This is a genomic window from Streptomyces sp. NRRL F-525, from assembly GCF_000716605.1.
In the GTDB taxonomy this organism is placed as follows: Bacteria; Actinomycetota; Actinomycetes; order Streptomycetales; family Streptomycetaceae; genus Streptomyces.
Genome location: NZ_JNXE01000016.1, coordinates 272059 through 295621 on the forward strand (window position 1 = coordinate 272059; position 23563 = coordinate 295621).

General features: G+C 70.3%; 22 protein-coding genes. 7 read left to right on the forward strand and 15 right to left on the reverse strand.

Annotated features, from left to right (window positions below; genetic code table 11):
* The first annotated feature begins 49 nt into the window (after window positions 1-49).
* Entirely contained in the window at window positions 50-982 is a 933-nt protein-coding gene (locus tag OO69_RS24020) for an aminoglycoside phosphotransferase family protein (protein WP_051801173.1), read from the forward strand.
* Here OO69_RS24020 and OO69_RS24025 read toward each other — a convergent pair.
* The 4 genes from OO69_RS24025 to OO69_RS24040 all read right to left on the reverse strand — a co-directional run bounded on the left by OO69_RS24025 (window position 953) and on the right by OO69_RS24040 (window position 6054).
* The gene (locus OO69_RS24025; RefSeq protein WP_051801174.1) at window positions 953-2536 is read right to left on the reverse strand and encodes a sensor histidine kinase; all 1584 of its coding nucleotides are present in this window, start codon (window positions 2534-2536) and stop codon (window positions 953-955) included. The genes OO69_RS24020 and OO69_RS24025 overlap by 30 nt on opposite strands.
* Entirely contained in the window at window positions 2533-3279 is a 747-nt protein-coding gene (locus OO69_RS24030) for a response regulator transcription factor (protein WP_199811005.1), read from the reverse strand. Before OO69_RS24030 ends, OO69_RS24025 begins: the two co-directional genes overlap by 4 nt.
* Window positions 3266-4882, reverse strand: coding sequence for a streptophobe family protein (locus tag OO69_RS24035; RefSeq protein WP_234444512.1), 1617 nt, complete (start codon window positions 4880-4882; stop codon window positions 3266-3268). The genes OO69_RS24030 and OO69_RS24035 overlap by 14 nt, the downstream gene beginning before the upstream one ends.
* 185 nt (window positions 4883-5067) lie before the next feature.
* Window positions 5068-6054, reverse strand: a complete 987-nt coding sequence (locus OO69_RS24040) for an LLM class flavin-dependent oxidoreductase (protein WP_199811006.1) — start codon at window positions 6052-6054, stop codon at window positions 5068-5070.
* A 177-nt stretch (window positions 6055-6231) separates the two neighbouring features.
* Here OO69_RS24040 and OO69_RS24045 point away from each other — a divergent pair, with 177 nt between their 5' ends.
* Both OO69_RS24045 and OO69_RS24050 read left to right on the forward strand, forming a co-directional pair.
* Entirely contained in the window at window positions 6232-7272 is a 1041-nt protein-coding gene (locus tag OO69_RS24045) for a phosphatidylinositol-specific phospholipase C domain-containing protein (RefSeq protein WP_033282793.1), read from the forward strand.
* A 35-nt stretch (window positions 7273-7307) separates the two neighbouring features.
* Window positions 7308-7865: a glycoside hydrolase family 25 protein gene (locus OO69_RS24050; RefSeq protein ID WP_033282794.1), complete on the forward strand. Its 558-nt coding sequence runs from the start codon at window positions 7308-7310 to the stop codon at window positions 7863-7865.
* Between the two features lie 32 nt (window positions 7866-7897).
* Here OO69_RS24050 and OO69_RS24055 read toward each other — a convergent pair whose 3' ends face one another.
* On the reverse strand, window positions 7898-8557 hold the full coding sequence (locus tag OO69_RS24055; protein WP_033282795.1) for an NADPH-dependent F420 reductase: 660 nt from the start codon (window positions 8555-8557) through the stop codon (window positions 7898-7900).
* Between the two features lie 120 nt (window positions 8558-8677).
* Window positions 8678-9355: a FadR/GntR family transcriptional regulator gene (locus OO69_RS24060; protein WP_033282796.1), complete on the reverse strand. Its 678-nt coding sequence runs from the start codon at window positions 9353-9355 to the stop codon at window positions 8678-8680.
* Window positions 9356-9550: 195 nt separating this feature from the next.
* On the opposite strand from OO69_RS24060, the gene OO69_RS24065 reads away from it, so the two are divergent.
* Window positions 9551-11149 (forward strand): 2-isopropylmalate synthase, encoded by a 1599-nt coding sequence (locus tag OO69_RS24065; protein WP_033282797.1) that lies wholly within the window; start codon window positions 9551-9553, stop codon window positions 11147-11149.
* Window positions 11146-11934: an ABC transporter ATP-binding protein gene (locus OO69_RS24070; protein ID WP_033282861.1), complete on the forward strand. Its 789-nt coding sequence runs from the start codon at window positions 11146-11148 to the stop codon at window positions 11932-11934. Before OO69_RS24065 ends, OO69_RS24070 begins: the two co-directional genes overlap by 4 nt.
* Before the next feature lie 65 nt (window positions 11935-11999).
* Here the strand turns inward: OO69_RS24070 and OO69_RS24075 are convergent, their stop codons facing one another.
* Window positions 12000-12212, reverse strand: a complete 213-nt coding sequence (locus OO69_RS24075; RefSeq protein WP_033282798.1) for an EF-hand domain-containing protein — start codon at window positions 12210-12212, stop codon at window positions 12000-12002.
* Window positions 12213-12260: 48 nt separating this feature from the next.
* Window positions 12261-13178: a MerR family transcriptional regulator gene (locus OO69_RS24080; RefSeq protein WP_033282799.1), complete on the reverse strand. Its 918-nt coding sequence runs from the start codon at window positions 13176-13178 to the stop codon at window positions 12261-12263.
* Between the two features lie 57 nt (window positions 13179-13235).
* Between OO69_RS24080 and OO69_RS24085 the strand changes: the two genes are divergently transcribed.
* Window positions 13236-13871 (forward strand): GNAT family N-acetyltransferase, encoded by a 636-nt coding sequence (locus OO69_RS24085; protein ID WP_033282800.1) that lies wholly within the window; start codon window positions 13236-13238, stop codon window positions 13869-13871.
* A gap of 29 nt (window positions 13872-13900) precedes the next feature.
* On the opposite strand, the gene OO69_RS24090 is transcribed toward OO69_RS24085, so the two are convergent.
* The 7 genes from OO69_RS24090 to OO69_RS24120 form a co-directional block, all read right to left on the reverse strand.
* Window positions 13901-14500 (reverse strand): ADP-ribosyltransferase, encoded by a 600-nt coding sequence (locus OO69_RS24090; RefSeq protein WP_033282801.1) that lies wholly within the window; start codon window positions 14498-14500, stop codon window positions 13901-13903.
* Window positions 14501-14598: 98 nt separating this feature from the next.
* Window positions 14599-15777 carry a beta-propeller fold lactonase family protein gene (locus OO69_RS24095; protein ID WP_199811007.1) on the reverse strand — a complete coding sequence of 393 codons (1179 nt, stop codon included), beginning with the start codon at window positions 15775-15777 and terminating at the stop codon, window positions 14599-14601.
* The gene (locus OO69_RS24100) at window positions 15777-16568 is read right to left on the reverse strand and encodes a polysaccharide deacetylase family protein (RefSeq protein WP_033282802.1); all 792 of its coding nucleotides are present in this window, start codon (window positions 16566-16568) and stop codon (window positions 15777-15779) included. Before OO69_RS24100 ends, OO69_RS24095 begins: the two co-directional genes overlap by 1 nt.
* 205 nt (window positions 16569-16773) lie before the next feature.
* Entirely contained in the window at window positions 16774-17277 is a 504-nt protein-coding gene (locus tag OO69_RS24105) for an ATP-binding protein (RefSeq protein WP_033282803.1), read from the reverse strand.
* Between the two features lie 285 nt (window positions 17278-17562).
* On the reverse strand, window positions 17563-18330 hold the full coding sequence (locus tag OO69_RS24110; RefSeq protein WP_033282804.1) for an enoyl-CoA hydratase/isomerase family protein: 768 nt from the start codon (window positions 18328-18330) through the stop codon (window positions 17563-17565).
* Window positions 18331-18410: 80 nt separating this feature from the next.
* Window positions 18411-19655, reverse strand: a complete 1245-nt coding sequence (locus tag OO69_RS24115) for a L,D-transpeptidase (RefSeq protein ID WP_033282805.1) — start codon at window positions 19653-19655, stop codon at window positions 18411-18413.
* A gap of 167 nt (window positions 19656-19822) precedes the next feature.
* Window positions 19823-21055 (reverse strand): L,D-transpeptidase, encoded by a 1233-nt coding sequence (locus tag OO69_RS24120; protein ID WP_078652546.1) that lies wholly within the window; start codon window positions 21053-21055, stop codon window positions 19823-19825.
* Window positions 21056-21207: 152 nt separating this feature from the next.
* Here OO69_RS24120 and glgX point away from each other — a divergent pair, with 152 nt between their 5' ends.
* Window positions 21208-23499: a glycogen debranching protein GlgX gene (gene glgX / locus OO69_RS24125; RefSeq protein ID WP_033282806.1), complete on the forward strand. Its 2292-nt coding sequence runs from the start codon at window positions 21208-21210 to the stop codon at window positions 23497-23499.
* Window positions 23500-23563 lie beyond the last annotated feature (64 nt).

Consider the following 23563-nt stretch of genomic DNA (forward strand, 5'->3'; position numbering starts at 1 on the left):
GGTGGGCCGGTCGGCGTCGTCCTCGCCCAGGAGGACACGAAAGCGAGAGATGACCATGGCCCCCGCCATCGACCCCGCCCTCGTCCGCGGCCTGCTCGCCGCGCAGTTCCCCCAGTGGGCCCAACTACCCCTGAAACCACTCGAATCCGCCGGTTCGGACCACGTAATCCACCGCCTCGGCGACACCATGTCCGTACGGCTGCCCCGGAGCGGCTGGGCGGACGGCGAGGCCGCCAAGGAACACACCTGGCTCCCCCATCTCGCACCCCAACTCCCCCTGGCCGTACCGGAACCGCTCGCCCTCGGCACACCCGGCTGCGGCTACGCGTGGCACTGGTCCGTCACCCGCTGGCTCGACGGGACGACGGCGACCGTGGACGGCCTCGCCGACCCCGATCTCGCGGCCGCCCAACTCGCCGACTTCCTAAGGGCGTTGCAGCGCATCCCGGCCGCCGACGTCCTGGCCCCCGGACCTCAGCCCGAGCTGACCCGTCCCCCACTGGCCACCCGGGACCGATCGACCCGGGCGGCGATCGAGGCCGTGGACGGCGTCTTCGACACGGCCGCCCTGACCGAGGTCTGGGACAGGGCGCTCGACGCCCCCGCCTGGGACCGCGAACCGGTCTGGTGTCACGGGGACTTCCACGCGGGCAACCTGCTCACCGTCGACGGCCGTGTCTCCGCCGTCATCGACTTCGGCGGCCTGAGCATGGGCGATCCCGCCTGCGATCTGGTCATCGCGTACACCTTGCTGTCGGCCACGACCCGCCCGCTCTTCCGCACCGCGCTCGCCCTGGACGACGCCACCTGGACACGCGGCATGGGCTGGGCCCTGACCACCGCGCTGAACGCCTACACACGGGTCGCGGCCACCGAACCCCATGTCGCCCGGCAGAGCACCCGCCAGCTCACCGAGGTACTCACCGAGCACGCGACACTCAGCACCCGGGAGTCACCCCAACAGACCGGCCGGCGCCCGTAGTTCGGAGTGAAGCGGGAGCCGGACCCTGAAGGTGGCGCCCCGCCCGGGCGTCGAGTCGATCTCGACCCGCCCCGCGTGCGCACTGACCAGGGAGTCGACGATGGCCAGCCCCAGCCCGGCGCCCCCGGTGGCACGCGTACGGGACGTGTCGGCGCGGTAGAAGCGCTCGAAGATGTGGGCGGTCTGGGCCGGGGTGAGCCCCGGCCCCTCGTCCGCCACCTCCAGGACCGCGTCCTCGCCGACCGTGCCCACCCCGATGCGGATCGCGGTGCCGGGCGGGGTGTGGGCGACCGCGTTGCCGACGAGGTTGGTCACGACCTGGCGCAGGCGGGCCTCGTCGGCCAGGGCGGGGGCCGAGGCGGGGGCGCCGACGCCACCGGGGCCGGTGAGGGCGACCGGCCGGGTCGAGTCCAGGGCCCGTACGTCGTGCAGGGCGTCGGCGGCGAGGGTGCGCAGGTCGGTGGGGGCCAGTTCGAGGGCGGGACCGGAGTCGCCGGTGGTGCCCAGGCTGTGCTCGTCGAAGCGGGCCAGCAGCAGCATGTCCTCCACCAGCCGGGCGAGCCGGTCCGACTCCCGCGCGATACGGGCCATCGTGGCGTCGATGTCCTCCCGGTCGGAGACCGCGCCCATGCGGTGCAGATCCGTGAGGCCCTTGATCCCGGCCAGCGGAGTACGCAGCTCATGGCTGGCGTCGGCGACGAAACGGGTCATCCTCGCCTCGGACTCCGCACGCGCCGCGAACGCGGTCTCCACCTGGGCGAGCATCCCGTTCAGGGCGGTGGCGAGACGGCCCATCTCCGTGTGCGGGCCCGCCAGTTCGGGCACGCGGCGGGACAGGTCACCGGCGGCGATCTCGGCCGCCGTCTGCTCGATCCGGGTCAGCGGGCGCAGCCCGGACCGCACCGCGAACCACCCGGCGAGGCCCAGCACCACGAGCAGCCCGAGCCCGGTGGTCTCGTAGATGTGCCACATCCGGTCCACCGTGCCGTCCACCTGGCTCATCGACGCCGACACGATGACGCTGCCGCCCGCGTCGTCGGCCGTACCGCCACCCGGCAACACGCCACGCGGCACCCGGGGCACGGCGATCGACCGCCACCGGGTGTCGCCCGAGGTACCGGCCACGGTGAACGCCCTGCCCGCCCGGGCGGCGACCGCGGACGCGTCCAGCCCGGGCAGATCCGGCCCCGACGCGTCCTCGGTGCGCTTCGGCCCGGCGAGCGAGTCGATACTGCTCTCTACGACGCCGTCCTTGTCCACGTACGTGATGACCGGGTTGCCCAGCACCTCCGTACTGAAGTCGGTGAGCCCCGGGGGCATCCTCCCGTCGGCCCCCGTCTTCGCCACGGTCGGCGGAAGCGCCGCGAACACCTGCGCGGAGGCCCGGAGTTGGGCGTCGACGCGGTCCCCCATGTACGCCCGCAGCGCGTTCCCGGTGACGAGGCTGAACGCGGTGAACCCGGCCGTCAGCAGCACCACGGCGATCAGCAGCACCCGGCTCCGCAGCGAGGCCCGCGCCCAAATGACCCGCGGCCCAAGCGACTTGGCGCTCATGCTCGCGGCCCGCGCAGGACGTACCCGACGCCGTGCACCGTGTGGATCAGCTTCGGCCCGCCGTTGTCCAGCTTCCGCCGCAGATAGCTGATGTACGTGTCGACGATCCCGGTGTCGCCGCCGAAGTCGTACTCCCACACCCGCCCGAGGATCTGCGCCTTGCCGACCGTGCGCCCGGCGTTGGTCATCAGGTAGTGCAGCAACCGGAATTCGGTGGGCGAAAGCCGTATCGGCTCGCCCGCGCGGGTCGTCTGGACGCCCTCCGGGTCGAGTTCGAGATCGGCGACCCGCAGCAGCGCCGAGGGGTCACCGCTCGTGCGGCGCAGCACCGCGCCGATCCGGGCGATCAGCTCCTGGAGGTCGAAAGGCTTGGTGACGTAGTCGTCGCCGCCCAGGACCAGCCCCTCGATCTTGTCCTGCGTGGCGTCGCGGGCGGTGAGGAACACGACCGGGATGTGCCCCGCACGCGAGTCCGCGCCCCGCTGCTCCCGCAGCCGCCGTATCACCTCGAAACCGTCCATGTCGGGCAGCATCACGTCCAGCAGAACCAGATCCGGCGAGACGTCACGCGCCCCGTCCAGCGCCTCCTGCCCGGTGGCGGCCGCGGCGACCGTGAACCCCGCGTGCCGCAGCGCCGCGCACAGCAGCTCCCGTACGGTCGGCTCGTCGTCCACGACCAGCAGGTTCACGTCCGTGGTGGTGGGCCGGGAGAGGTGCGGTCCGGCGCGCTCAACGGTTGCCAAGGGGTGCCTCCAGGGTGCCGGGATCGGTTCCCGGCGCCGGGGCGTGCGAGGACGCGGCCGACGGGGACTTGCGCGCGAGGATACGGCGGGAGGATGTCATTCCTCCGTAAAGGTCCGCTGTGCGCAGCAGGCTCCCTAGGAATCCGGCCACGCCTCCGGCGAGCAGCCCGAACACCACCGTCCACAGCACGCCGCCGCTCAACTCGGCCCGCGTACCGCCCATTTCACTCCCGAACATGCTGACCCCGAAGTGCCCGGACGCCCCGGCCAGCCAGGCCGCCGACCCCAGCACGACCGCCGTGACGACCCCGAACCGCTCGGCCGTCCCGAGGTGCCGGGCCAGCGGACCGTCGTAGCGATGCAGCGGGCGGCTGTGCGCGGGGACCGTGTTCCGGGCGGCTACGAAGGCGCAGGTCAGGAGGATGACCGCGGTCACCGTGAGCGCCCCGAGCCACAACGGCCAGCCGCCCGCCGCGAGACTCCTGAGGTGCTCGGTACGGTCCTGCTGCTGCGCGGTGGCCTGCTGTCCGCCGCCGCCCAGGGCGCCCATGAGCGAGGCGAGCGGATTGCCGCCCTGGCTCTGCACGGGGTGCGTCGCGGCGGTCCAGGGCGCGCCCACGCCCAGGGTCAGCAGCACGGCCAGCGCGTTCGGCGCGAGCAGCAGCACCCCACCGGCCACGGTCCCCACCCGCCCACCGGCCACCACCCCGACGAACGTCATCAGCGCCATCGGTACGGCGACCAGGACCAGGAGTGTGCGTACGACCGCGGAGAGACCCGGCGCCCACCCCGGCCGCACCCGGTCCACCGCCCCGCCCAACGGCACCCGCACCCGGCGGCTGACCAGGCACCCCAGCGCGAGCACGACGGCCACCCACACCAGGGCGCCGAACGCGGTCGCGCCGACGTGGACGTCGTAGGACATGGTCGTGTCCTGCGCGGCACCGCCACTGCTGCCGCCGAACATCCCGCCGAGCGCGCCCATCGCGCCACCGGCGCCGCTCGCCCCGGCGCCCTGCGCCCCGCCGCCGAGCCCGCGGCTCATCGCCGAGGCGGGCAGGCTGAACGTCCCGTGCGCGAGGGTGGCGACGAGCACGAACGCGACCAGCGCCGCCGCTGCCGCACCGGCGGCACGGGCACCCAACTCCCGTGCGGTGATCGTCCGTTGTCGCAACCGCCGTGAGAACACCAGCCACAGCACCACGGACCCGACGAGTGTCACCCCGAGCGGCGCGAGGTCGGCGGCGCCGCTCATCGACGGGCTCATCCCACCTCCGCCGCCACCGAAGAGTCCGGACAGCATCGAACTCATCGACCCCGAACCGCCCGTGCCCCCACCGGAGTTGACGGAGCCCGCACTCACCGACCCGCCAACCGCCATGGCGGCCAGGGCCATTGCCATCGTGCCCAGCGATCCCGCCGAACCCGCCCCCAGCAGCCACAACGCGAGCCACGCCACGGCGGCCATCGCGACGAGCGCGCACAGCGCGGCCGCGGCTCCTTCGAGGGCGCTGACTCCCGGGCCGTCGGGCAGGGGTACAGAGACGGGACGGGAAACAGGACGGGACCTTGCGGTCGTAGAGGCAGAGGCAGAGGCGGTCATCGCGGGAACCCTCCGGGGTGTTTCGGGGACGTCGTCCGCACAAGGTGGCGTACGCGTTTGCCGGGTTCCGGAGAGGTTCTGGGAGGTTTCTGAGAGTCGGCGCGGAACGGGTGCAGGTCACGGGCGCGGGGCTGCGCGCGGCCGACCGGGTTCCCAGGAAGTTCCCAGAGGCGCCGAGCGGCCCGTCAGCCGAAGGCGGGCAGCACCTCGCGCTCGAACAGCCGCAGACTCGACCACGCCAGGTCCATCGGCATGCCCCCGCAGAGTGGATGGAACTGGGTGAACGGCGTTGGCGCGGCCTTGAGTTCGGTCACGAACTGCTCGGGCGTGAGGACCCGGTACTGGCTGCCGCGCCGCAGTTCCGCCAGCCCGTCGGCCGTACGGAAGGGCGCGGCCACGTCGTCCTGGGCCTGCCACTCGCCGTAGGCGTTGGTCTCGTGCAGGAAGAACGGTGCCATCCGCTCCCACCCCTCGTCGGGATCCTCGGCGAGGGCCACCACCTGGTTCGGCCCGATCGGACTGGGCCCGGGGTCCGGGCGCCCCAACTTCCCGACCTCGTCGCGGTAGTACTCCCACACCTCGGGCACGGAGGGCACGAAACCGTCGGCGATCCGGGCGGCCCGGCGCGCCGCGGGTTCGCTGCTGCCGCCGAGCAGAACGGCGGGCCCGCCCGGCCGGAACGGCGCCGGCGTGACGCGTACCGTACGGCCGCGATAGCTGAACCGCTCCCCCGTGAAAGCCGACTTGAGGGTGGTCACCACCTCGGTGACCCGCTTGGCGCGCTCCTTCATCGGCACGTCGAACATGGCGAACTCCTCGCGCACATAGCCGCCCGCGACGATCAGGTCGACGCGCCCCCGGCTGATGTTGTCGAGGACCGCCAACTCCTCGGCGAGGCGCAGCGGATCGTGGAAGGGCGCGATCAACGCGGCGACGACGAACCGGACTTGCTTCGTGCGGGCGGCCATCGCCGCCAACATCTGGACCGGGCTGGGCAGATAGCCGTCCGGCGAACCGTGGTGCTCGGAGACGGTGATCCGTGTACAGCCGAGCCCGTCGGCCCACTCGGCCATGTCGAGGGCGGCCGCGTACCGGTCCGCCATGGCCGTACCGGCCGACTCCGGGTTACGGAAGTCGAATCGAAGAGCGAACCCCACACCAGGACCAGTCATCGTCCGAGAATATGATTCTCGATGAGGAGAACGCAATATCCGCGAGCGGGGACAACCTTTGCCAAGTCGGCGGAAGCTGATGTTCCCCCAGCCTCTACCGGGCAGTAACCCCTTCGCCCTACGCTGCTGCCGCCACCAAGGCTCCAACTAGGCCACGGCGAAGGGGACTTGAGACTCATGAAGGCGATAAGACGGCTGGCGGCACTGCTCGCCGGTACGGCCCTGCTCCTGACGGGGGCCGCGGGCAACGCCCACGCGGCGGCGGCGAAGTTCTCCGAGACGACGACGATCGGGACGCACAACGCGTACGAGAAGGACAAGTACACGTACTGGGCGCAGGCGTTGGACTCCGGGGCCTCGCTGCTCGAACTGGACGTCTACGTCGACAGCTTGAGCAAGCGGTGGCGGGTCAGCCACAGCGACCTGTTCTCGAACGACAACAACTGCGAGTACGCGAGCACCCCCGCCGACCTGTACAGCAAGGACCGCAACCAGGACCTCGGCAGCTGCCTGGACAACATGGCCGCCTGGAACACCCTGCACCCGGACCACGCGCCCATCATCATCAAGGTGGAGATGAAGGTCGGCTTCAACCAGACCATCGGCCTCGGCCCGACCGCTTTCGACACCCTGGTCTCGCAGAAGCTCGGCAACAGCGTCTACAAGCCGTCCGACCTGCTCGGCTCCTCCTACTCCACGCTGGAGGCGGCGGCCCAGGCGAACGCGTGGCCCTCACGCGACGACCTCAAGGGCAAGTTCATCTTCGAGTTGATCCCGGGCACGGTCGAGCAGGCCAACCCGTTCGACCACTACTGGACCGACCAGGAGTACGGCGACCATCTGCGCGACCTGTATGCGGCCGGCACGATCAGCCAGGCGCAGGCCTTCCCGGCGGTACTGGGCGCGGCCAACGGCGATCCCAGGGCGACCCGTTGGACCTCCGACACCTCGATCCGCCCGTGGTTCGTCTTCTTCGACGGTGACGCGGCGACGTACGTCAACAACGGCTACGACACGTCGTTCTACTCCACGAACCACTACATCCTGATCATGACGGACGCGTACGCGGTGGCCCCCGCGATCTCCTCAACTGCCCCAACAGACGCGGAAGTCGCCGCCAAACTGGCACTCCTGGCGGCTGACCACGCAAGCGTGATCACTTCTGACTGGTCGGCGAAATCGGCGTCGGTGCTGTCGTCGGTGGCCACCAGAAGCTGAGGTTCCGGATAGCGGGGACGGGGCACAAGTCCCCCATGTTGCATGGCATCGACGTAAGCGCGTTCCAGTCCACCGCGTACGACACGGACGGCTCCTCCTTCGTCTTCATCAAGGCGACGGAGGGCCATTCGTACGTCAACCCCAGACTCACCGCCCAGACGAAAACGGGCCGTGACGCGGGACTGGTCGTCGGCTTCTACCACTTCCTCTGGCCGGGCAACATCACGGCCCAGGCGGAGTACTTCGTCAGCAAGGCCCCTGAAAAAGCAGGGGACTTGCTGGCCGTCGACTGGGAGACCACGGGCGACGGCACCCACGCCACGAACGCGGAGAAGGACAGCTTCATCCGCAAGGTCAAGTCCCTCCGCCCGAACAACCGCGTCATCCTCTACACGAACCGCAACTTCTGGCTGAACATCGACACAACGTCCTACGCGGGCGACGGCCTCTGGATCGCCGACTACGTCACGGCCGGCAAGCCCCGCGTCAAGGCGGACTGGAAGTTCCACCAGTACACCTCGGACCCCCACGACAAGGACGTCGCCGACTTCACGACGAAGGCGGCGCTGCAGACGTGGGCGAAGGACGCCTGACGGCCGTGTAAGTCGGCGCGCGAGCCGCCCTCTCAGGCCTTGAAGTCCCCGGTCCGCTCCGGCGAAGCCTCCGCCAGCCCCTTCACGATCCCGTCGACACCCTCCCGCAGCCCGTACACCGGCGTCCCCGGCTGCTGCCGCCAGGACTCGTCGAGGGTGCCCGCGTCGACCGTGTCGAAGCCGAGGTCGTCGATCAGGGCCCGGACCACGCGCTTCGCGGCCTCGTCGTCGCCGGACACCGGGAGGGCGAGGCGGTCGGGGGCGCCGGACGGGCGGGGGCGGTCCAGGATGTCCTGGGCGTAGGTGCCGTTGAAGGCCTTGATCACGGTGTGGCCGATCTGCCGCGCGACCCAGCGGCTCTCGGTGAGGCCGTCGTCGAGGATGGCGTCGATCCGGCCGTCCCGCCCGGGGTAGTAGTTGTTGGTGTCGATGACGGCGACGTTCTCCGCCGCGCCGTCGAGGAAGCCCTTGGGCAGGTCCGGGACCGCCTTCAACGGGACGGTGACCACGACGACCTCGGCCCCGTTCGCCGCCTCCTCGGCCGGTACGGGGGTGGCCCCCGTCTCCTCGGCCAGCGCGGTGAGCGTCTGCGGGCCGCGCGAGTTGGCTACGGAGACGTCGTGCCCGAGCGCGGTGAGCCGCCGGGTGAGGTTGCCGCCGATGTTGCCCGCGCCGATGATGCCGATCTTCATGACAGACCCTTCGCCGATCCAGACTCCATGCATGCGCATGCTTCTGGACGGCTGCAACCCCGGGTGCCCGCCCCCTATTCCGGACCCTCCCCCGTACGAGTGACACCGCGCCCCCGGCACCTACTCCCCGAACGGATCCTCCAGCTCCGCCCGCAGCACCTCCGCCGCCGCCTCCGCGTCCCCCTCCACGACCGCCCGCACCAGCGCCTCATGAGCCTCGTCCCCGGTGTTCGGATCGTGCGCGCGCAGCTCCGTCAGCGCCAGCAGCTCCACCAGCCCCTCCCGCAGCACCGGCGTGAACTGGCCGAAGATATCGGCGAGTACGGGGTTGTGGGCGGCGGCGACCACGGCCGCGTGGAACGCGATGTCGGCGTCGACGAACGCGAGGTCGTCCGCCCCGGCAGCGGCCCGGCGGGCCTCCAGCGCGCGCTCCAGCGCCGTCACGTCCTCGGGCGTACGACGGCTCGCCGCGAGCCGTGCCGCCTGGACCTCGACGCCCATCCGCACCTCGTAGACGTCGGTCACGGCGGCCCTGCGCAGCCGGGTCGGCCAGTCCTCGGCGGGTTCGGTGGCGACGACGAAGACTCCGGCGCCCTGCCGCGGCCGGACCAGGCCCGCCCCGGCGAGCGCCCGCAACGCCTCGCGGACCGTGGAGCGGCCGACGCCCAACTCCGTTGCCAGCGTGGTCTCGCCGGGCAGTTTGCTGCCGACCGGCCACTCACCGGCGGCGATCTGCGCGCGCAACCGCTCGGCGGCCTGTTCGACGAGGGGACTGGGACGGACGGGACCTAGCGGCACGGGAACTTCACCAACCTGGAGGTCAGCAGATTCTCACTTGTCTGAGGACCTGAGGTGTGGCTAGCCTACCGGCATGACGCTTCGCGGTCTCCTTCTTCTCGGCTGCCGCGGCGGGGCCTGACGCGACCGGCACCCCGCCGCGGGTCGCCGTGCTGCCGGTCACCGTCCGACCGAGCCGAGAGCAGTCAGCAGACGATGACCATCGCAACGCCCTTCCGCTGGAACCCCCAGCGCCCGAGCCCGATGCCGTACGACCGCTACCGCCCCTTCCACGAACGCGTCAACGTCCCTGCCGGGGACCGGAGTTGGCCCGCTGCCCGGATCGACCGCGCCCCGCTCTGGGTCCCCGTCGACCTGCGCGACGGCAACCAGGCGCTCGCCGAGCCGATGGACACCCCGCGCAAGCGCCGCCTGTTCGACCTGCTGGTGGCGACCGGTTTCAAGGAGATCGAGGTCGGCTACCCCTCCGCCAGCCGCACCGACTTCGACTTCGTACGGCACCTGGTGACCTCCGGCGCCGTGCCGGACGACGTCACACCGGTCGTGTTCACCCCGGCCAGGCCGGAGTTGATCGACCGCACCTTCGACGCGATCGAGGGACTGCCCCGCGCGGTGGTCCACCTGTACATCGCGACCTCCCCGGTGTGGCGGGAGGTCGTGCTGGGCCGGGACCGCGGCGAGGTGTGGGCGACCGTGCGCGCGGCGGCCGAGCACATGGCGCGCCGGGCCGGGGACGCGCCCGGCATCCGTTTCCAGTTCTCGCCGGAGACCTTCAACCTCACCGAGCCCGACTTCGTCCTCGAACTGTGCGACGGGCTCACGGAGTTGTGGGACGCGAGCCCGGACCGTCCGGTCACGCACAACCTCCCGGCCACGGTCGAGATCGCGACGCCGAACGTCTATGCCGACCAGATCGAGTACATGCACCGCAACCTCTCCCGGCGCGACGCGGTGATCCTCTCCGTCCACCCGCACAACGACCGCGGCACCGGCGTCGCCTGCGCCGAACTCGCCGTCCTGGCCGGTGCCCAGCGCGTCGAGGGCTGCCTGTTCGGCAACGGCGAACGCACCGGCAACGTCGACCTGGTGACCCTCGCCCTCAACCTGTACGCCCAAGGCGTGGACCCCATGGTCGACTTCGGGAACATCGACGCGGTCCGCGACACTGTCGAGCACTGCAACCGGCTGCCGGTGCACCCCCGCCACCCGTACGCCGGCGACCTCGTCTACACGGCGTTCTCGGGCACCCACCAGGACGCGATCAGCAAGGGGTTCGCACAACACGCCCGCAGCGCGGCGAAGTTGGGGGTTCCCGAGAGCCGCGCCCCCTGGTCCGTCCCCTACCTGCCGATCGACCCGGCCGACGTGGGCCGTTCCTACGAGGCGGTGATCCGCGTCAACTCCCAGTCGGGCAAGGGCGGAATGGCGTACCTGCTCCGCACCCACCACGGCCTCGACCTGCCCCCGCGCCTGCGCCCCGACTTCTCCCGGGTCGTCCAGGAGGCGACGGACACGAGCGGCCGGGAGGCGACCCCGAAGGAGCTGTACGAACTCTTCCGGGAGACCTACGTGATCGAAGGCCCCCCAGAACAGGCCGAGTTGGCGGATCTGGACACCTTGGTCGAGACACTGGCCGCGACCGGCCGCACCGTGGAGGTACTGGAACTGACCGAGGACGAGACCGCCGCCTACGCCGAATGCCAGGTCGACGGCGTCACGGTGTGGGGCGCGGCGGAGGGCCCGGCGGCCTCCGTGCGGGCCGTCCGCTCCGCAGTGAACCGGGTGCCGCGATGACAGACGTACTGCGCGCCGAGGACGTACGGGTCGTACGCGACGGCCGCCCCATCCTCGCCGAGGTCTCCCTCACCGTCCGCACCGGCGAGCACTGGGCCCTCCTCGGCGCCAACGGGGCAGGAAAATCAACCCTGTTGAGCCTGCTCGGCGCCCAGGTCCACCCCACCGGTGGCACGGTGGAGGTACTGGGCCGCAAGCTCGGCCGCGTCGACGTACGGGAGTTGCGGTCCTACGTCGGCCACGTCAACCCGCGCCACCCGCTCGCCGAACCCCTCCGGGTCCGGGAGGTGGTCCTGACCGGGCTGACCAACTCCGTCGCCCCGCTCCCCCGTTGGCGTCCCACGGCCGACCAGGAGGCGCGGGCCGAGCGGCTCATCGACACGATGGGGCTGGCGGAACTGCGCGACGCCCGCTGGCCCACGCTCTCCCAGGGGCAGCGCGGCCGGACCCTGATCGCCCGCGCGCTGATGCCCGAGCCCCGGCTCCTGCTGCTGGACGAACCGGCGACGGGCCTGGACCTGCCGGGCCGGGAGCGGCTGCTCGAAGCGTTGGACGGGCTGCGCCGGGAGCATCCGGACCTCGCCACGGTCCTGGTCACCCACCACCTGGAGGAACTGCCCGTCGGCACCACCCACGCCCTGCTCCTGCGCGACGGCCGCCCACTCGCGCAGGGCCCGGCCGCCGAGATCCTCACCAGCGACCAGGTCGGCAAGTGCTTCGACCTGCCGCTGATGCTGGAGCGGCACGAGGGCCGCTGGAGCGTGCGGATCAGGCGACGGCGATGACGAGAGGGGCGCCCGTCCGACACAGGACGGGCGCCCCTTCCGCTCAGGTGAGGGTCACTCTCGGGTCACTTGTTCAGGTGGGCCCAGAACTCGTCGAACGACAGGACCTTGTCCCCGTTGAGGTCCCGGCTCTTGATGATGGCCTCGGCGACCGTCTCGGTGACGTTCCAGTCGCCTCCCTGAGCCAGGGCGGTCTTGAACTCGGCCGCGGTGATGACACCGTCACCGTCCGTGTCGATCCGCTGGAAATGCTTGCGTGCTTCCTCGATGTCCGCCACCGGATCCGCCCCTTCGTAACGCTTTACTGCCTGTTGACGGACGTCAGACTAACCGGCCGCGCGCGCCCGCAGTGCGGCGACCACCCACGCGAACTCCGGCCGGTGCGCCGCCGCGGGCCCGCCACCCTTCACCGTGGCCAGCAACTCCCGGTACCGGGCGAGCCGTTCGTTGGACGTCGACTCCATGCGTTCGAGTACGACGGCCGGGTCGCCGCCGTCGCCCAGCACCTCCCGCAGGATCGCGTCGGCCTCCGGCGACCCGGGGTCGATCCCCCGCTCCCTGGCCTCCGCGCCCAGCTGCACCAGCCGCATGGGAAACCAGGTGGACCGCCCGCGGACGGAGGCGCGCTCCTGGTCCGAGGCGTTGAACTCGACGGCCTTGCGCATCTGCGCCCGGAACTCCGGGTCCTGCACCATCTCCGCCAACTCCACCCAGGCGTCGACCTGTTCGGGGGTCGGGTCGTCCGGCAGGTCCACCGCGATGGAGCGCATCCGCTCCTTGATGCAGGGATCGACGGCGTCGAGTTCGTGGAACAGCTCCTCCACGAACTCCTCCATGATCCGCCTGCGTTCGGCCGCCGACAGCCGTGCCAGCCTGTTCATCAGCGTCATCTCCTCCGCGGTCGAACCGCGTCTCGCGACGGTCGACAGCACCGCCCGGGTCACCCTCAGCGACCTGATCTGTGCGTCCAGCGCCACCACATGCGTGGCGGCCACCTCCGCGACGGTCGTCTCACCGGCCAGCACCTTGCGCACGGCGTCCAGACCGAGGCCCAACTCGCGCAGGGTACGGATCAGTTCGAGGCGGGCGGCGGACTCGGCGTCGTAGAGCCGGTAGCCGCCCGCGGAGCGGGTCACGGGGGTGAGGACGCCCTCGTCGGACCAGTAGCGGATGGTGCGCACGGTCAGTCCGGTGGACCTGGCCAGTTCCCCGATGGTGAGGAGTCCGGTGCCGTCGTCGATCATGTCCTGAGTGTGGGCCTTCCAGTGGGTGGAGACTCAAGCGGCGCAAGGAGCTTGGCGATGGAGACTCTTCGGGACATTCTCGATGCGGTGGCCCGGGACGACATCCCGCCGCCCGACGGCCGCGTGACCGTCGTACCGCAGATGTCCGAACGGGACGCGGGGGTGCTCGCCTTCACCGCGCACGCCGTCGTCTTCATCGACGAGGACCCGCAGTGGGTCCACGACACCCTCTCGGCCGTCCCCTGCGACGCGCTCGCCGCGCCGATGAACCCGTGGTTCCTGATGGCCCTCCTGGAGCGGACGGGCCGCCGGTCGGAGACGATCGACGCGATGCTGGTGGGCGCCCCGCTGCCGGGCGAACCCCCGCTCCCCCTCACGGAGATCACGGACGGCGACCATCCGCGCATCGTGTACGCCCGCGGCCGCCGCGACGACGTGCGCGCGTGGACGACGGAGGGTGGGGTGGTGGTGCTGGGCCGCGGGGTCGGCGGCCGGCTTGAGGTCTCCGTGGAGATCGACGAGGACGTACGACACCGGGGGCTGGGCCGCGCCCTGGTGGCGGCGGCCCGGCATCTCACCGCCGAGCCGCTGTGGGCGCAGGTCGCGCCGGGGAACGCCCGCAGCATGCGGGCGTTCCTGGCGGCGGGCTACCGTCCGGTGGGTTCGGAGGCGGTGCTGCTCAGCGCGCGATAGAGCCGCTGGACGTCAGTACGTGCTGAACGTCAGTGCCACGGGCGGTAGTTCGGGTTGCTCTCGCAGTCGCTCATGATCTCGACCTTGGTCTTCTTGTCGACCGGGCAGACGCCGATGATGTACTGCCGCTGGATCCCGCCGGGGAAGGCGACCTCGACCTGGTCGGCCCACTTGTGGGTGTCGCCGATGGTCTTGTTGACGTCCACACCGCCCGGGGCGTCGATGTAGTAGTTGTAGCCCGACTTGTACCAGGTCTTGTACAGGTCGTGGTCGTACGTCGTCGAGACGTACGGCGAGGGCTGGTTGACCAGGACGTACTTCTCGACGTCGTACTGGCCGTTGACGACGTCCTTGGGGGCGAAGCCCTGGTCGAAGACGATCGCGGGGCCGCGGCTGTCGCTGCGGTAGAGGGTGCCGCAGCTGGTGCGCCAGACCGGGTCGGGGGTGATGCGGCTGATGTCCACGCGCTGGTCGACGGCGGCCATCGCGGGGTCGGCGACGACGGGACAGGCGGGCGCGGCGGCGCGGGCCGGGGTGTGGGCGGGGACGGTGGCGGCGGTGGTGGCGAAGACGGCCGCGAGGGACAGGGCGGCGGCAACGGCTCGTCGCCACAGGTGAATCGTGATCATGCAGGGCACGATCCCGGTTCTGCGGCGACGAGTCGCGGATCATCACCCGTACGGGGGCGTGTCCAACTGACCGCATTTCAGTCGGTCTTCGGCCGGCCTCAGCGGAAGATGCCCGTGTGGCCCAGCGAGTAGCGGCCCGGCTGCGGGTACACGGCGAGACCGTGCGGGCCGCCGCCGACCTTGATGCGGGCGAGCTGGGTGCCGGTGCGGGTGTCGATGGCGTAGACCTCGGAGTTGTAGCGGCCGGAGAGCCACAGGACCTTGCCGTCGGCGGAGACGCCGCCCATGTCGGGGCTGCCGCCGTTGGGAAGGTGCCACTTCTTGGTGAGCTTGTTCTTGGTGAAGTCGAAGATGGAGATGGTGCCTTCACCGCGGTTGGAGATGTACATCTCGCGCGAGTCCCGGCTGATGTACAGACCGTGGCAGCCCTTGCCGGTGGGCAGGAAGTCCGGCTTGGCGAAGGTGTCGCCGTCGAGGACCCACATGCCGTTGGCCATCATGTCGGCGATGTAGAACTTCTTGCCGTCGGGCGAGATCTTGACGTCCTGCGGCATCGAACCGTGGAACGGCAGTTTCTGCTGCCCGACGACCTTCATCTTCTCGGTGTCGACCTTGAGCAGTTCGCCGCTGAACTCGCAGGAGACGATGAAGTACCGCCCGTCCGGCGAGAAGTCGGCGTGGTTGACGCCGTAGCAGCCGACGTGGACCGCCTTCACCGTCTTCATCGTGTGCGCGTCCCGGAACACCAGCTGCCGGTCCAGCGAGGCCATCACGATCGCGTACTTGCCGTTGGGCGTGAAGTACAGGTTGTACGGGTCGTGCACGTCAACGGGCCTGCCCGCCTTGCCCGTTCGCGGGTCGATCGGGGTGAGGGTGTTGCCCCGGTCGTTGTTGACCCACAGCGTCTTCAAGTCCCAGGAGGGGACGACGTGTTGGGGCTGGACGCCGACCGGGATCGTCTCGATGACCTTGTACGTCTTCGGGTCGATCACCGAGACGGTGTTGGAGTTGGTGTTGGGGACGTAGACCCGGGACGGGAAGTCCCGCACCACCGGGGAGAGTTGGTTGGGCCGGTCGGCCGCGTACACGTCGGCCGGGTTCAGCACCGGCGGCATACCGGGCAGCGCCCGCGCGACCTGCGCCTTCTTCTGCTGCTGCGGCTGGAGCGCGGCCTTGGTGCCGAGGGCCTCGTCGGCGTGGTCCTGCGAGCCGCAGCCGGCGAGGGCGGCCAGCGCGATCCCGGCGACGAGGGCGCGGGTGAGGGGGATGTGTCGCATCAGCTCAGCAGCTCCGTGGTCGTCACCGCGCGCAGTCCGCGGCGGTGGAGTTCTTCCAGTACGGCGGGGAGCGCGGCGACCGTGTCGGCGTACCCGAAGTGCATGCTGACGACCGACCCGTTCCGGACCTCGGCGAGCACCTTGCGGGTGACGGCGGGGGCGCCGGGCGCGGTGAAGTCGAGGGAGTCGACGTCGTAGGACAGCACGTGCGGGTAGCCCACGCGGTGGGCCAGGCGCTGGACGAGCGGGGACGCGGCCGGGGCGCGCGAGGGCCTGAACCAGGTGCCGATCGAGCCGGTGAGCCGCTTGAGGCGGTCCGCGCAACCGGTGATCTCGGCCAGCGCGTCGGCCTCGGACAGGGTGTTGACGGCGATGTGCCGCTGGGTGTGGTTGCCCAGGTCGTGGCCGCCGTCGAGGATGCGGCGGGCCATCTCGGGGTGGGTGTCGAGCCAGGTCCCGACGGCGAGGACGGTGACGTGGGCGCCGTGTTTCTCCGCCTCGGCGAGAAGGGCGGTGGCGATCTTGGGGTCGCCCTGGCCGTGGAAGGTGAGCGCGACGGCGGGACGGTCGCGGGGTCCGTGGGTGATCTGCGCGGGCTGGTGGGGGAAGGCGCGGGGGGCGGGTGCGGTGAGCGGCGTCGCCTTGGCGGCGGGGGCCGGTCCGCTGGCGGGGGCGGCGGGGGATGCGGTGGAGCCGGTCGTGGCACATCCGGCGGCGAGAGCGCCCCCGGCGACAAGCCCGGCACCCGCACGCAACGCCGTACGGCGGTCGGTCGTGGTCACCCGCCCCATTTAAGGGGCGCCGAGTAAGAAACCGGGGCATTAACCCGTTCGGGGGACCCGCCCGGGTCGCGCCGAGAACGAAGGTTCACAACAGGGGCCGCACCAGTCAACTCCGGTCCGACGATGCCTTAAAGGGGCGCGGGGAACTGCGCGCCCAGCCACAGCGGACCCGCAGACAACCGACAACCTGCCCCGGCATCCACAACAGTTCCGCTCAACGATCAGACACGCGCATCTCGAACCACGTCGTCTTCCCACGCGGCAACAGATCGACACCCCACCGATCGGAAAGCTTGTCGACGAGGAACAACCCCCGCCCACTCAGATCCATCTCCTGAACCGGCATCAGACACGGCAACCCACGCGAGGGATCACGAACCTCAACCCGGATCCACCCCCGCCGCCGCTTCATCCGCAGCCCGAACACCCGCGCCCCGGTATGCCGCACGGCATTCCCGACAAGCTCCGAGACAAGTAAAACGGCGTCCTCCGTCAGCTTCGGACTGAGCCCCCAGTGCCGCAGAACGACGATCTGGGTGAGCCGACGGGCCGTCGCCGCGGACTCCGGACGGGACGGGAGCGGAACCTCCGCCTCCGTCGGATTGCCGAACAACTCGATCGCCTTGAGCGCCCGCTCGTCCTCGACCGCAGGCGACCAGCGCGCCGCGGTCGCACGGCCTTGTCCCCGCGGCTGTCCGATACCTTCCAGCCCCGCCATGCGTCCATCATGGCCGCCCCGAACGGGCTCCGGGGCGGTTCCGGAGGAATACGCCCCCCGGAAGCCCCCGTTCCGCGACATCCGATTGGCATGTGCCACTGTCATTTCAGGGCCAGCCACAGCCCCTCCGACCTGCGGTGAAGGCTCTGTTGGAGGCAATCGACAGGCTCCCTCGACAAGGCAGGCTTAAGGTCACGTTAAGGTTCCCATAAACCGCCCCGCCGAGGGACCTGTATGAGACATCACGTCAATTGCAAGTGGTTGAGCGGTATTTGACGGTCCGGTTCACTGGAACTTCGCCTTGCCGGGACCCTCTTCGACGAAGCTGCGCATCCCCCGCTCACGGTCCTCGGTCGCGAACAGCCCCGCGAACCACGTGCGTTCGACCGCCAGCCCCGTCTCGATGTCCGTCTCCAACCCGGTGTCGATCGCTTCCTTCGCCGCACGCAACGCAATCGCCGGACCCTGCGCCAACTTCGCCGCCCACGCATGCGCTTCGGTGAACACCTCGGCGGCCGGGGCGAGTCGGTCCACCAGCCCCAGCGCCAGAGCCTCATCGGCCTTGACCATCCGACCCGTGAAGATCAGATCCTTCGCCTTCGACGGACCGATCAGCCGCGCCAGCCGCTGCGTCCCACCCGCACCCGGAATCAACCCGAGCAGGATCTCCGGCTGCCCCAACTTCGCGTTGTCGGCGGCAATACGGAAGTCCGCGCACAACGCCAACTCACAACCCCCGCCGAGCGCATAGCCCGTGATCGCCGCAACCACCGGCTTCGGAATCCGGGCCACCGCCGTGAACGACTCCTGCAACGCCCGCGACCGCACGACCATCCCCGCATGGTCCATCCGCTGCATCTCCTTGATGTCCGCACCCGCCGCGAACACCTTCTCCCCGCCGTAGATCACCACGGCCCGCACGTCGTCGCGCCGCGAGGCCTCCTCGGCGAGTTCCTTGAGGCGGTCCTGGGTGGCGACGTCCAGCGCGTTCATCGGCGGGCGGTCGAGGCGGATGGTGCCGACGCCCTCGGCGACTTCGAGATTCACGGTCATGCCGGCAGGTTAACGCGCGCTAACGACAACGGGCCCGGTGCTGTGTGTCACAGCACCGGGCCCGTACGTCAACTAACCGCTTACGCCTTCCACTTCGCCCACGACATGTTCCAGCCGTTGAGCCCGTTGTCCGGTGCCACGGTCGCGTCGTTGGAGTTCTTGACGACCACGACGTCACCGAGGATCGAGTGGTTGAAGAACCACGCGGCCGGGACGGTCTTGCTGTAACCGCCCTTGACGTCCTGGAGGCCTATGCAGCCGTGGCTCGCGTTGTAGTTGCCGAAGGCGCCGCCGCCCCAGTAGTTGCCGTGCACGAAGGTGCCGGAGTCGGTCAGGCGGGTGGCGTGCGGGACGTCCTTGATGTCGTACTCGCCGCCGTAGCCGACCGTCTCACCGTTCATCCGGGTCACTTCGAGCTTCTCGCTCATGACCATCTGGCCGTTCCAGGTGTCGTAGCCGGGCTTGCCGGTCGTGACCGGGATGGTCCTGATGGTCTTGCCGTCCTGGGTGACCTTCATCGTGTGCTTCTTGGCGTCGACGATGGAGACCTGGTTGCGGCCGACGGTGAACTTGACCGTCTTGGTCTGCTTGCCGTAAACGCCCGAACGGCCTTCGACTCCGTCGAGGTTGAGCTTGATCGTGACCTTGGTGCCGGACTTCCAGTAGTTCTCCGGGCGGAAGTCGAGGCGGTCGTTGCCGAACCAGTGGCCCTCGACGTCGACGGCCGGCGAGGTCGTGATGCTGATGGCCTTCTTCACGTCCTCGGGGTGTGTGATGCCCCGGGTGAAGCGGATGGAGAACGGCATGCCGACGCCGACCGTCGAGCCGTCCTCGGGGGTGAAGTAGCCGACGAAGGTGTTCTTCGGGGTCAGCGTGGTGAAGCTGGAGTCCTCGGCGGCGACCCGGCCGTCGGAGTCCTTGGCGACCGCGTGCACGGTGTACTTGGTGGCGGCGGCCAGGTGCGTCGCCGGCGTCCAGCTCGCGCCGCCGCCGGTGATCGCGCCGGAGACCTTGGCGCCGTCGGCGTCCTTGACCTCGACCTCGGTCAACTTGCCCTTCGCGGCGCTGATCTTGAGGGCGCCGCTGGTGTCGACGGACTTCGAGCCGTTCTTCGGGGCGATGGTGACGACCGCCTGCGACTGCTTGGTCTCGGCGGTGTCCGAGCCCTTGGCCTTGCCGTCGCCCGAGGCGGACCCGGAGTTGGAGCCGCCGCCTCCGCACGCGGTCACGGCGAGCAGCAGCACGCCGAGGATCAGCGCCAGCAGCCCCTTGTTTCTCCGGCCGCGCGCGTCAACCGACGCCCCCGATATCGGTCGCACGTTCAAGACTTTCTCCCCTCGCCGGGCCCGGTCAGGCCCGCACCCCTTCGCGCATCTGACGTGCACGTCCGCGCATATTAACCGCCAGGATTTGAGCTTCATGTCAGGCGAATGTCACCGTTCGGTCGCAACTTCAACTGCCGCCTGACACAGGGACCCGACCCCTTCTCGGGTCACCTCAGCGCACTGCCCGCCTTCCACTCCTTCCAACCCATGTTCCACCCGCCGAGGCCGTTGTCCGGAGCGACCTGTTTGTCGTCGCTGTTCACGACCTCGACGACGTCCCCGACGATGCTGCGGTCGAAGAACCACCCGGCCGGGGTGTCCGAGCTGCCGCCCTTGACGTCCCTCAACCCCACGCATCCGTGGCTGACGTTGACGTGTCCGGGGGCGGACGGCGCCCAGTAGTTGCCGTGCAGGAAGGTGCCGGAGTCGGTGAGCTTCATGGCGTGCGGGACGTCGGGGATGTCGTACTCACCGCCGAAGCCGACCGTACGGCTGTTCATACGGGTCACCTCCAGCATCTCCATGACCACCATTTTCCCGTTGTACGTGGTCTTCCCGGGGGCACCGGCCGTGATCGGGACGGTGGCCAGCAGGTCGCCGTCGCGCCGTACCTCCATCGTGTGCTTGGCGGCGTCGACGAGGGAGACCTGGCTGCGGCCGACGGTGAAGGCGAACGTCTTGTACTGGAGGCCGTAGACGCCCTTCGCGCCTTCCACGTCCCGCAGGCGCAGGGAGACGGTGACCTGGGTGCCGGGTTTCCAGTACGCCTCGGGGCGGAAGTCCAGGCGGGCCTTGCCGAACCAGTGCGGGCGGATCTCGACGGCCGGCTTCGCGGTGACGTGGATCGCGCGCTCGACGGCGGCCCGGTTCTCGATCTCCCGGTTGAAGCCGAGGGAGACGATCATCCCGGTGCCGACGGTGGCGCGGTTCTCCGGGGCGACGTAGGCGATGAACCGCTCGTCGGGGACGTAGGTCGTGAACGTGGTGTGCCGGGCGGAGCGGCGGCCGTGGCCGTCGAGGGCGACCGCGTCGACGGTGTACTCGGCGGCGAGCGCGAGCTTCCCGTCCTCGGGTTCCCAGCGCAGTCCGTCGTCGGAGATGTGGCCGGGGACCGGGCTGTCCTGGGCGTCCTGCTCCTTGACTACCTGCACGGACTCCAGGCGTCCGCTGGGCACCCGGACCACGAGCCGCTGGTCGGGTTTGACTCCCTTGCTGGCGTCGTCGGGCGAGATCCGGATCACATCCTCGGGCGACGGCGCCTTGCCGAAGAGCTCGTCGATACCGCCCCCGCCCGAGCCGTCCGAAGTACAGCCGGTGGCTCCGGCCAGCAGTCCTGCCCATGTCAGTACGGCGGCCAGTGCGACCCCCGCGCGTCGCGCGCGTCCTTGTGCATGCCTCACGGGGTGCCCAACGAGCGGGCCCGCCTCAGGGAAACGTGAGTGCGACCCAAGCTCTGGGCAGAACAGTGGGGAGAACGACATGACAGACGTGCGCGGCCGGGACGCCGTACGCCCTTCACCTCGTCGTTCCATGAGCCGCGGGAGGCCGGACGGTGTCGAGCGCAGCCGAGCAGGAGGCCGTGCAGGAGGGGCGCGTCGACGACGGCGTGCCCATGGAGCGCGCCGTGGAGGCCGTACCGGCGCCGCGTGCCGCCCCCGTCCTGAACGGCGCCCCGCACACCGGGCCTCCGATGCCCGTGTGGCCGGGGACGCCGATGCCGTTGGGGGCCCGGTACCGGGTCGGCCCCGACGGGGTGGCGGGCACCAACTTCGCGTTGTGGGCGGGGGGTGCGGAGGCCGTCGAGCTGTGTCTCTTCGACGCGGAGGGCGTGGAGGCCAGGGTCCCCCTCACCGAGCTGACGCACGAGATCTGGCACGGCTTCCTGCCGGGTGTCATGCCGGGACAGCGCTACGGCTTTAGGGTGCACGGCCGCTGGGACCCGTGGACCGGGGCCCGCTGGAACCCGGCGAAGCTGCTCCTCGATCCCTACGCCCGCGCGGTGGACGGCGAGTTCGGGCTGCCGCCCGAGGTGTACGCGCACGTCCGCGACTGGCCGCAGCAGCAGGTCGCGGACACCGTGCGCGACGACCGCGACTCAGCACCCCACGTCCCCAAGGGGGTTGTGGTCCACGACGACACCACCGACGACGAGTGGATGGACGACCGCCGCCCGAAGACACCGTGGGCGGACTCGGTCATCTACGAACTCCACGTCGGCGGCTTCACCAAACTGCACCCCGGGATACCCGAGGAACTCCGGGGCACTTACGCCGGGTTGGCGCACCCGGCCGCGATCGAGCACCTGGTGAAACTGGGCGTGACGGCCGTAGAGCTGCTGCCCGTGCACCAGTTCGCGCACGAGGACCATCTGCTGCGCCGGGGCCTGAAGAACTACTGGGGCTACAACTCCATCGGCTACTTCGCCCCGCACGCGGGCTACGCGGCGACCGGTACGGCGGGTCAACAGGTCGGCGAGTTCAAGCGGATGGTGCGGGCGCTGCACGAGGCCGGGATCGAGGTCATCCTCGACGTGGTCTACAACCACACCGCGGAAGCAGGCGAGTTGGGCCCGATGCTCTCCCTGAAGGGCATCGACAACCGCGGCTACTACCGCCTCCAGAGCGACGCCCGCCGCTACACGGACTACACCGGCTGCGGCAACACCCTGCACGTCGTCCAGCCGCACGTGCTCCGGCTCATCACCGACTCGCTGCGCTACTGGGTGACCGAGATGGGCGTCGACGGCTTCCGCTTCGACCTCGCGGCGGCGCTGGCCCGCTCGATGCACGACGTCGACATGCTGTCCCCGTTCCTCGCGGTGATCGCCCAAGACCCGGTCCTACGACGGGTGAAGCTGATCGCCGAGCCGTGGGACGTCGGCTCGGGCGGCTACCAGGTGGGCGCGTTCCCGCCCCTGTGGACGGAGTGGAACGACCGCTATCGCAACGCCGTCCGCGACTTCTGGCGCGGCGCGCTGCCGGACGTACGGGACCTCGGGTACCGCCTGTCGGGGTCGAGCGACCTGTACGCGTGGGGCGGCCGCCGCCCCTACGCCTCGGTCAACTTCATTACGGCGCACGACGGTTACACCCTGCGGGACCTGGTGTCGTACGAACGCAAGCACAACGAGGCCAACGGCGAGGGCAATCGGGACGGGACCGACGACAACCGCTCCTGGAACTGCGGGGTCGAGGGCGAGACGGACGACGAGCGCGTAAAGGCGCTACGGCGACGGCAGTTGAGGAACCTCCTCACCACCCTCCTCCTCTCCACCGGCGTGCCGATGCTGGTCGCGGGTGACGAGCTGGGGCGGACGCAGCGCGGCAGCAACAACGCCTACTGCCAGGACAACGAGATCAGTTGGGTGGACTGGGGTCTGCAAGAGGACCCCGGCTGGCGGGCGTTGACCGACCTCACCGCCCGCCTGATCGACCTGCGGCACCGCCACCCGGTGCTGCGCCGCCGGGCGTTCTTCTCCGGGCGGGCCCATTCGGCCGACGGCATAAGGGACTTGGCCTGGTTCACCGCACGCGGCACGGAGATGACGGAACGCGACTGGTACGCGCCCGCCGCCACCCTCGGCATGTACCTCTCCGGCCGGGACATCCCCGGCCGCGACGAACGCGGCGCCCCGATCGTCGACGACAGCTTCCTCGCCGTCCTGCACGCGGGGCACCGGCCGGTGAGCTTCGTGCTGCCGGGGCCGCCGTGGGCGGAGCGGTACGAGGTGGTCGTCGACACGTCACGGGAGGAGCAGGGGGAGGCGCCCGGGGTGGTGCACCGTGCGGGGGCGGCGATCACTGTGCCGGCGCGGGCTGTGCTGTTGCTGAAGGTGGTGAGCTGAGGGGCGACCGGGGTTCCGGCCGGGGTGACGTTTCAGGTCCGTGAACTCCCGGGCGGATGGCTGG

What these genes read in the sequence shown, in the direction of transcription:
- OO69_RS24110 (WP_033282804.1), bottom strand. Translation starts at nt 18,330, where the DNA reads ATGACCGTGAATCTCGAAGTCGCCGAGGGCGTCGGCACCATCCGCCTC.
- OO69_RS24090 (WP_033282801.1), bottom strand. Translation starts at nt 14,500, where the DNA reads ATGATCACGATTCACCTGTGGCGACGAGCCGTTGCCGCCGCCCTGTCC.
- OO69_RS24035 (WP_234444512.1), bottom strand. Translation starts at nt 4,882, where the DNA reads ATGACCGCCTCTGCCTCTGCCTCTACGACCGCAAGGTCCCGTCCTGTT.
- OO69_RS24050 (WP_033282794.1), top strand. Translation starts at nt 7,308, where the DNA reads ATGTTGCATGGCATCGACGTAAGCGCGTTCCAGTCCACCGCGTACGAC.
- OO69_RS24095 (WP_199811007.1), bottom strand. Translation starts at nt 15,777, where the DNA reads ATGCGACACATCCCCCTCACCCGCGCCCTCGTCGCCGGGATCGCGCTG.
- OO69_RS24020 (WP_051801173.1), top strand. Translation starts at nt 50, where the DNA reads ATGACCATGGCCCCCGCCATCGACCCCGCCCTCGTCCGCGGCCTGCTC.
- OO69_RS24105 (WP_033282803.1), bottom strand. Translation starts at nt 17,277, where the DNA reads ATGGCGGGGCTGGAAGGTATCGGACAGCCGCGGGGACAAGGCCGTGCG.
- OO69_RS24025 (WP_051801174.1), bottom strand. Translation starts at nt 2,536, where the DNA reads ATGAGCGCCAAGTCGCTTGGGCCGCGGGTCATTTGGGCGCGGGCCTCG.
- OO69_RS24080 (WP_033282799.1), bottom strand. Translation starts at nt 13,178, where the DNA reads ATGATCGACGACGGCACCGGACTCCTCACCATCGGGGAACTGGCCAGG.
- OO69_RS24045 (WP_033282793.1), top strand. Translation starts at nt 6,232, where the DNA reads ATGAAGGCGATAAGACGGCTGGCGGCACTGCTCGCCGGTACGGCCCTG.
- OO69_RS24040 (WP_199811006.1), bottom strand. Translation starts at nt 6,054, where the DNA reads ATGACTGGTCCTGGTGTGGGGTTCGCTCTTCGATTCGACTTCCGTAAC.
- OO69_RS24070 (WP_033282861.1), top strand. Translation starts at nt 11,146, where the DNA reads ATGACAGACGTACTGCGCGCCGAGGACGTACGGGTCGTACGCGACGGC.
- OO69_RS24085 (WP_033282800.1), top strand. Translation starts at nt 13,236, where the DNA reads ATGGAGACTCTTCGGGACATTCTCGATGCGGTGGCCCGGGACGACATC.
- OO69_RS24100 (WP_033282802.1), bottom strand. Translation starts at nt 16,568, where the DNA reads ATGGGGCGGGTGACCACGACCGACCGCCGTACGGCGTTGCGTGCGGGT.
- OO69_RS24055 (WP_033282795.1), bottom strand. Translation starts at nt 8,557, where the DNA reads ATGAAGATCGGCATCATCGGCGCGGGCAACATCGGCGGCAACCTCACC.
- OO69_RS24065 (WP_033282797.1), top strand. Translation starts at nt 9,551, where the DNA reads ATGACCATCGCAACGCCCTTCCGCTGGAACCCCCAGCGCCCGAGCCCG.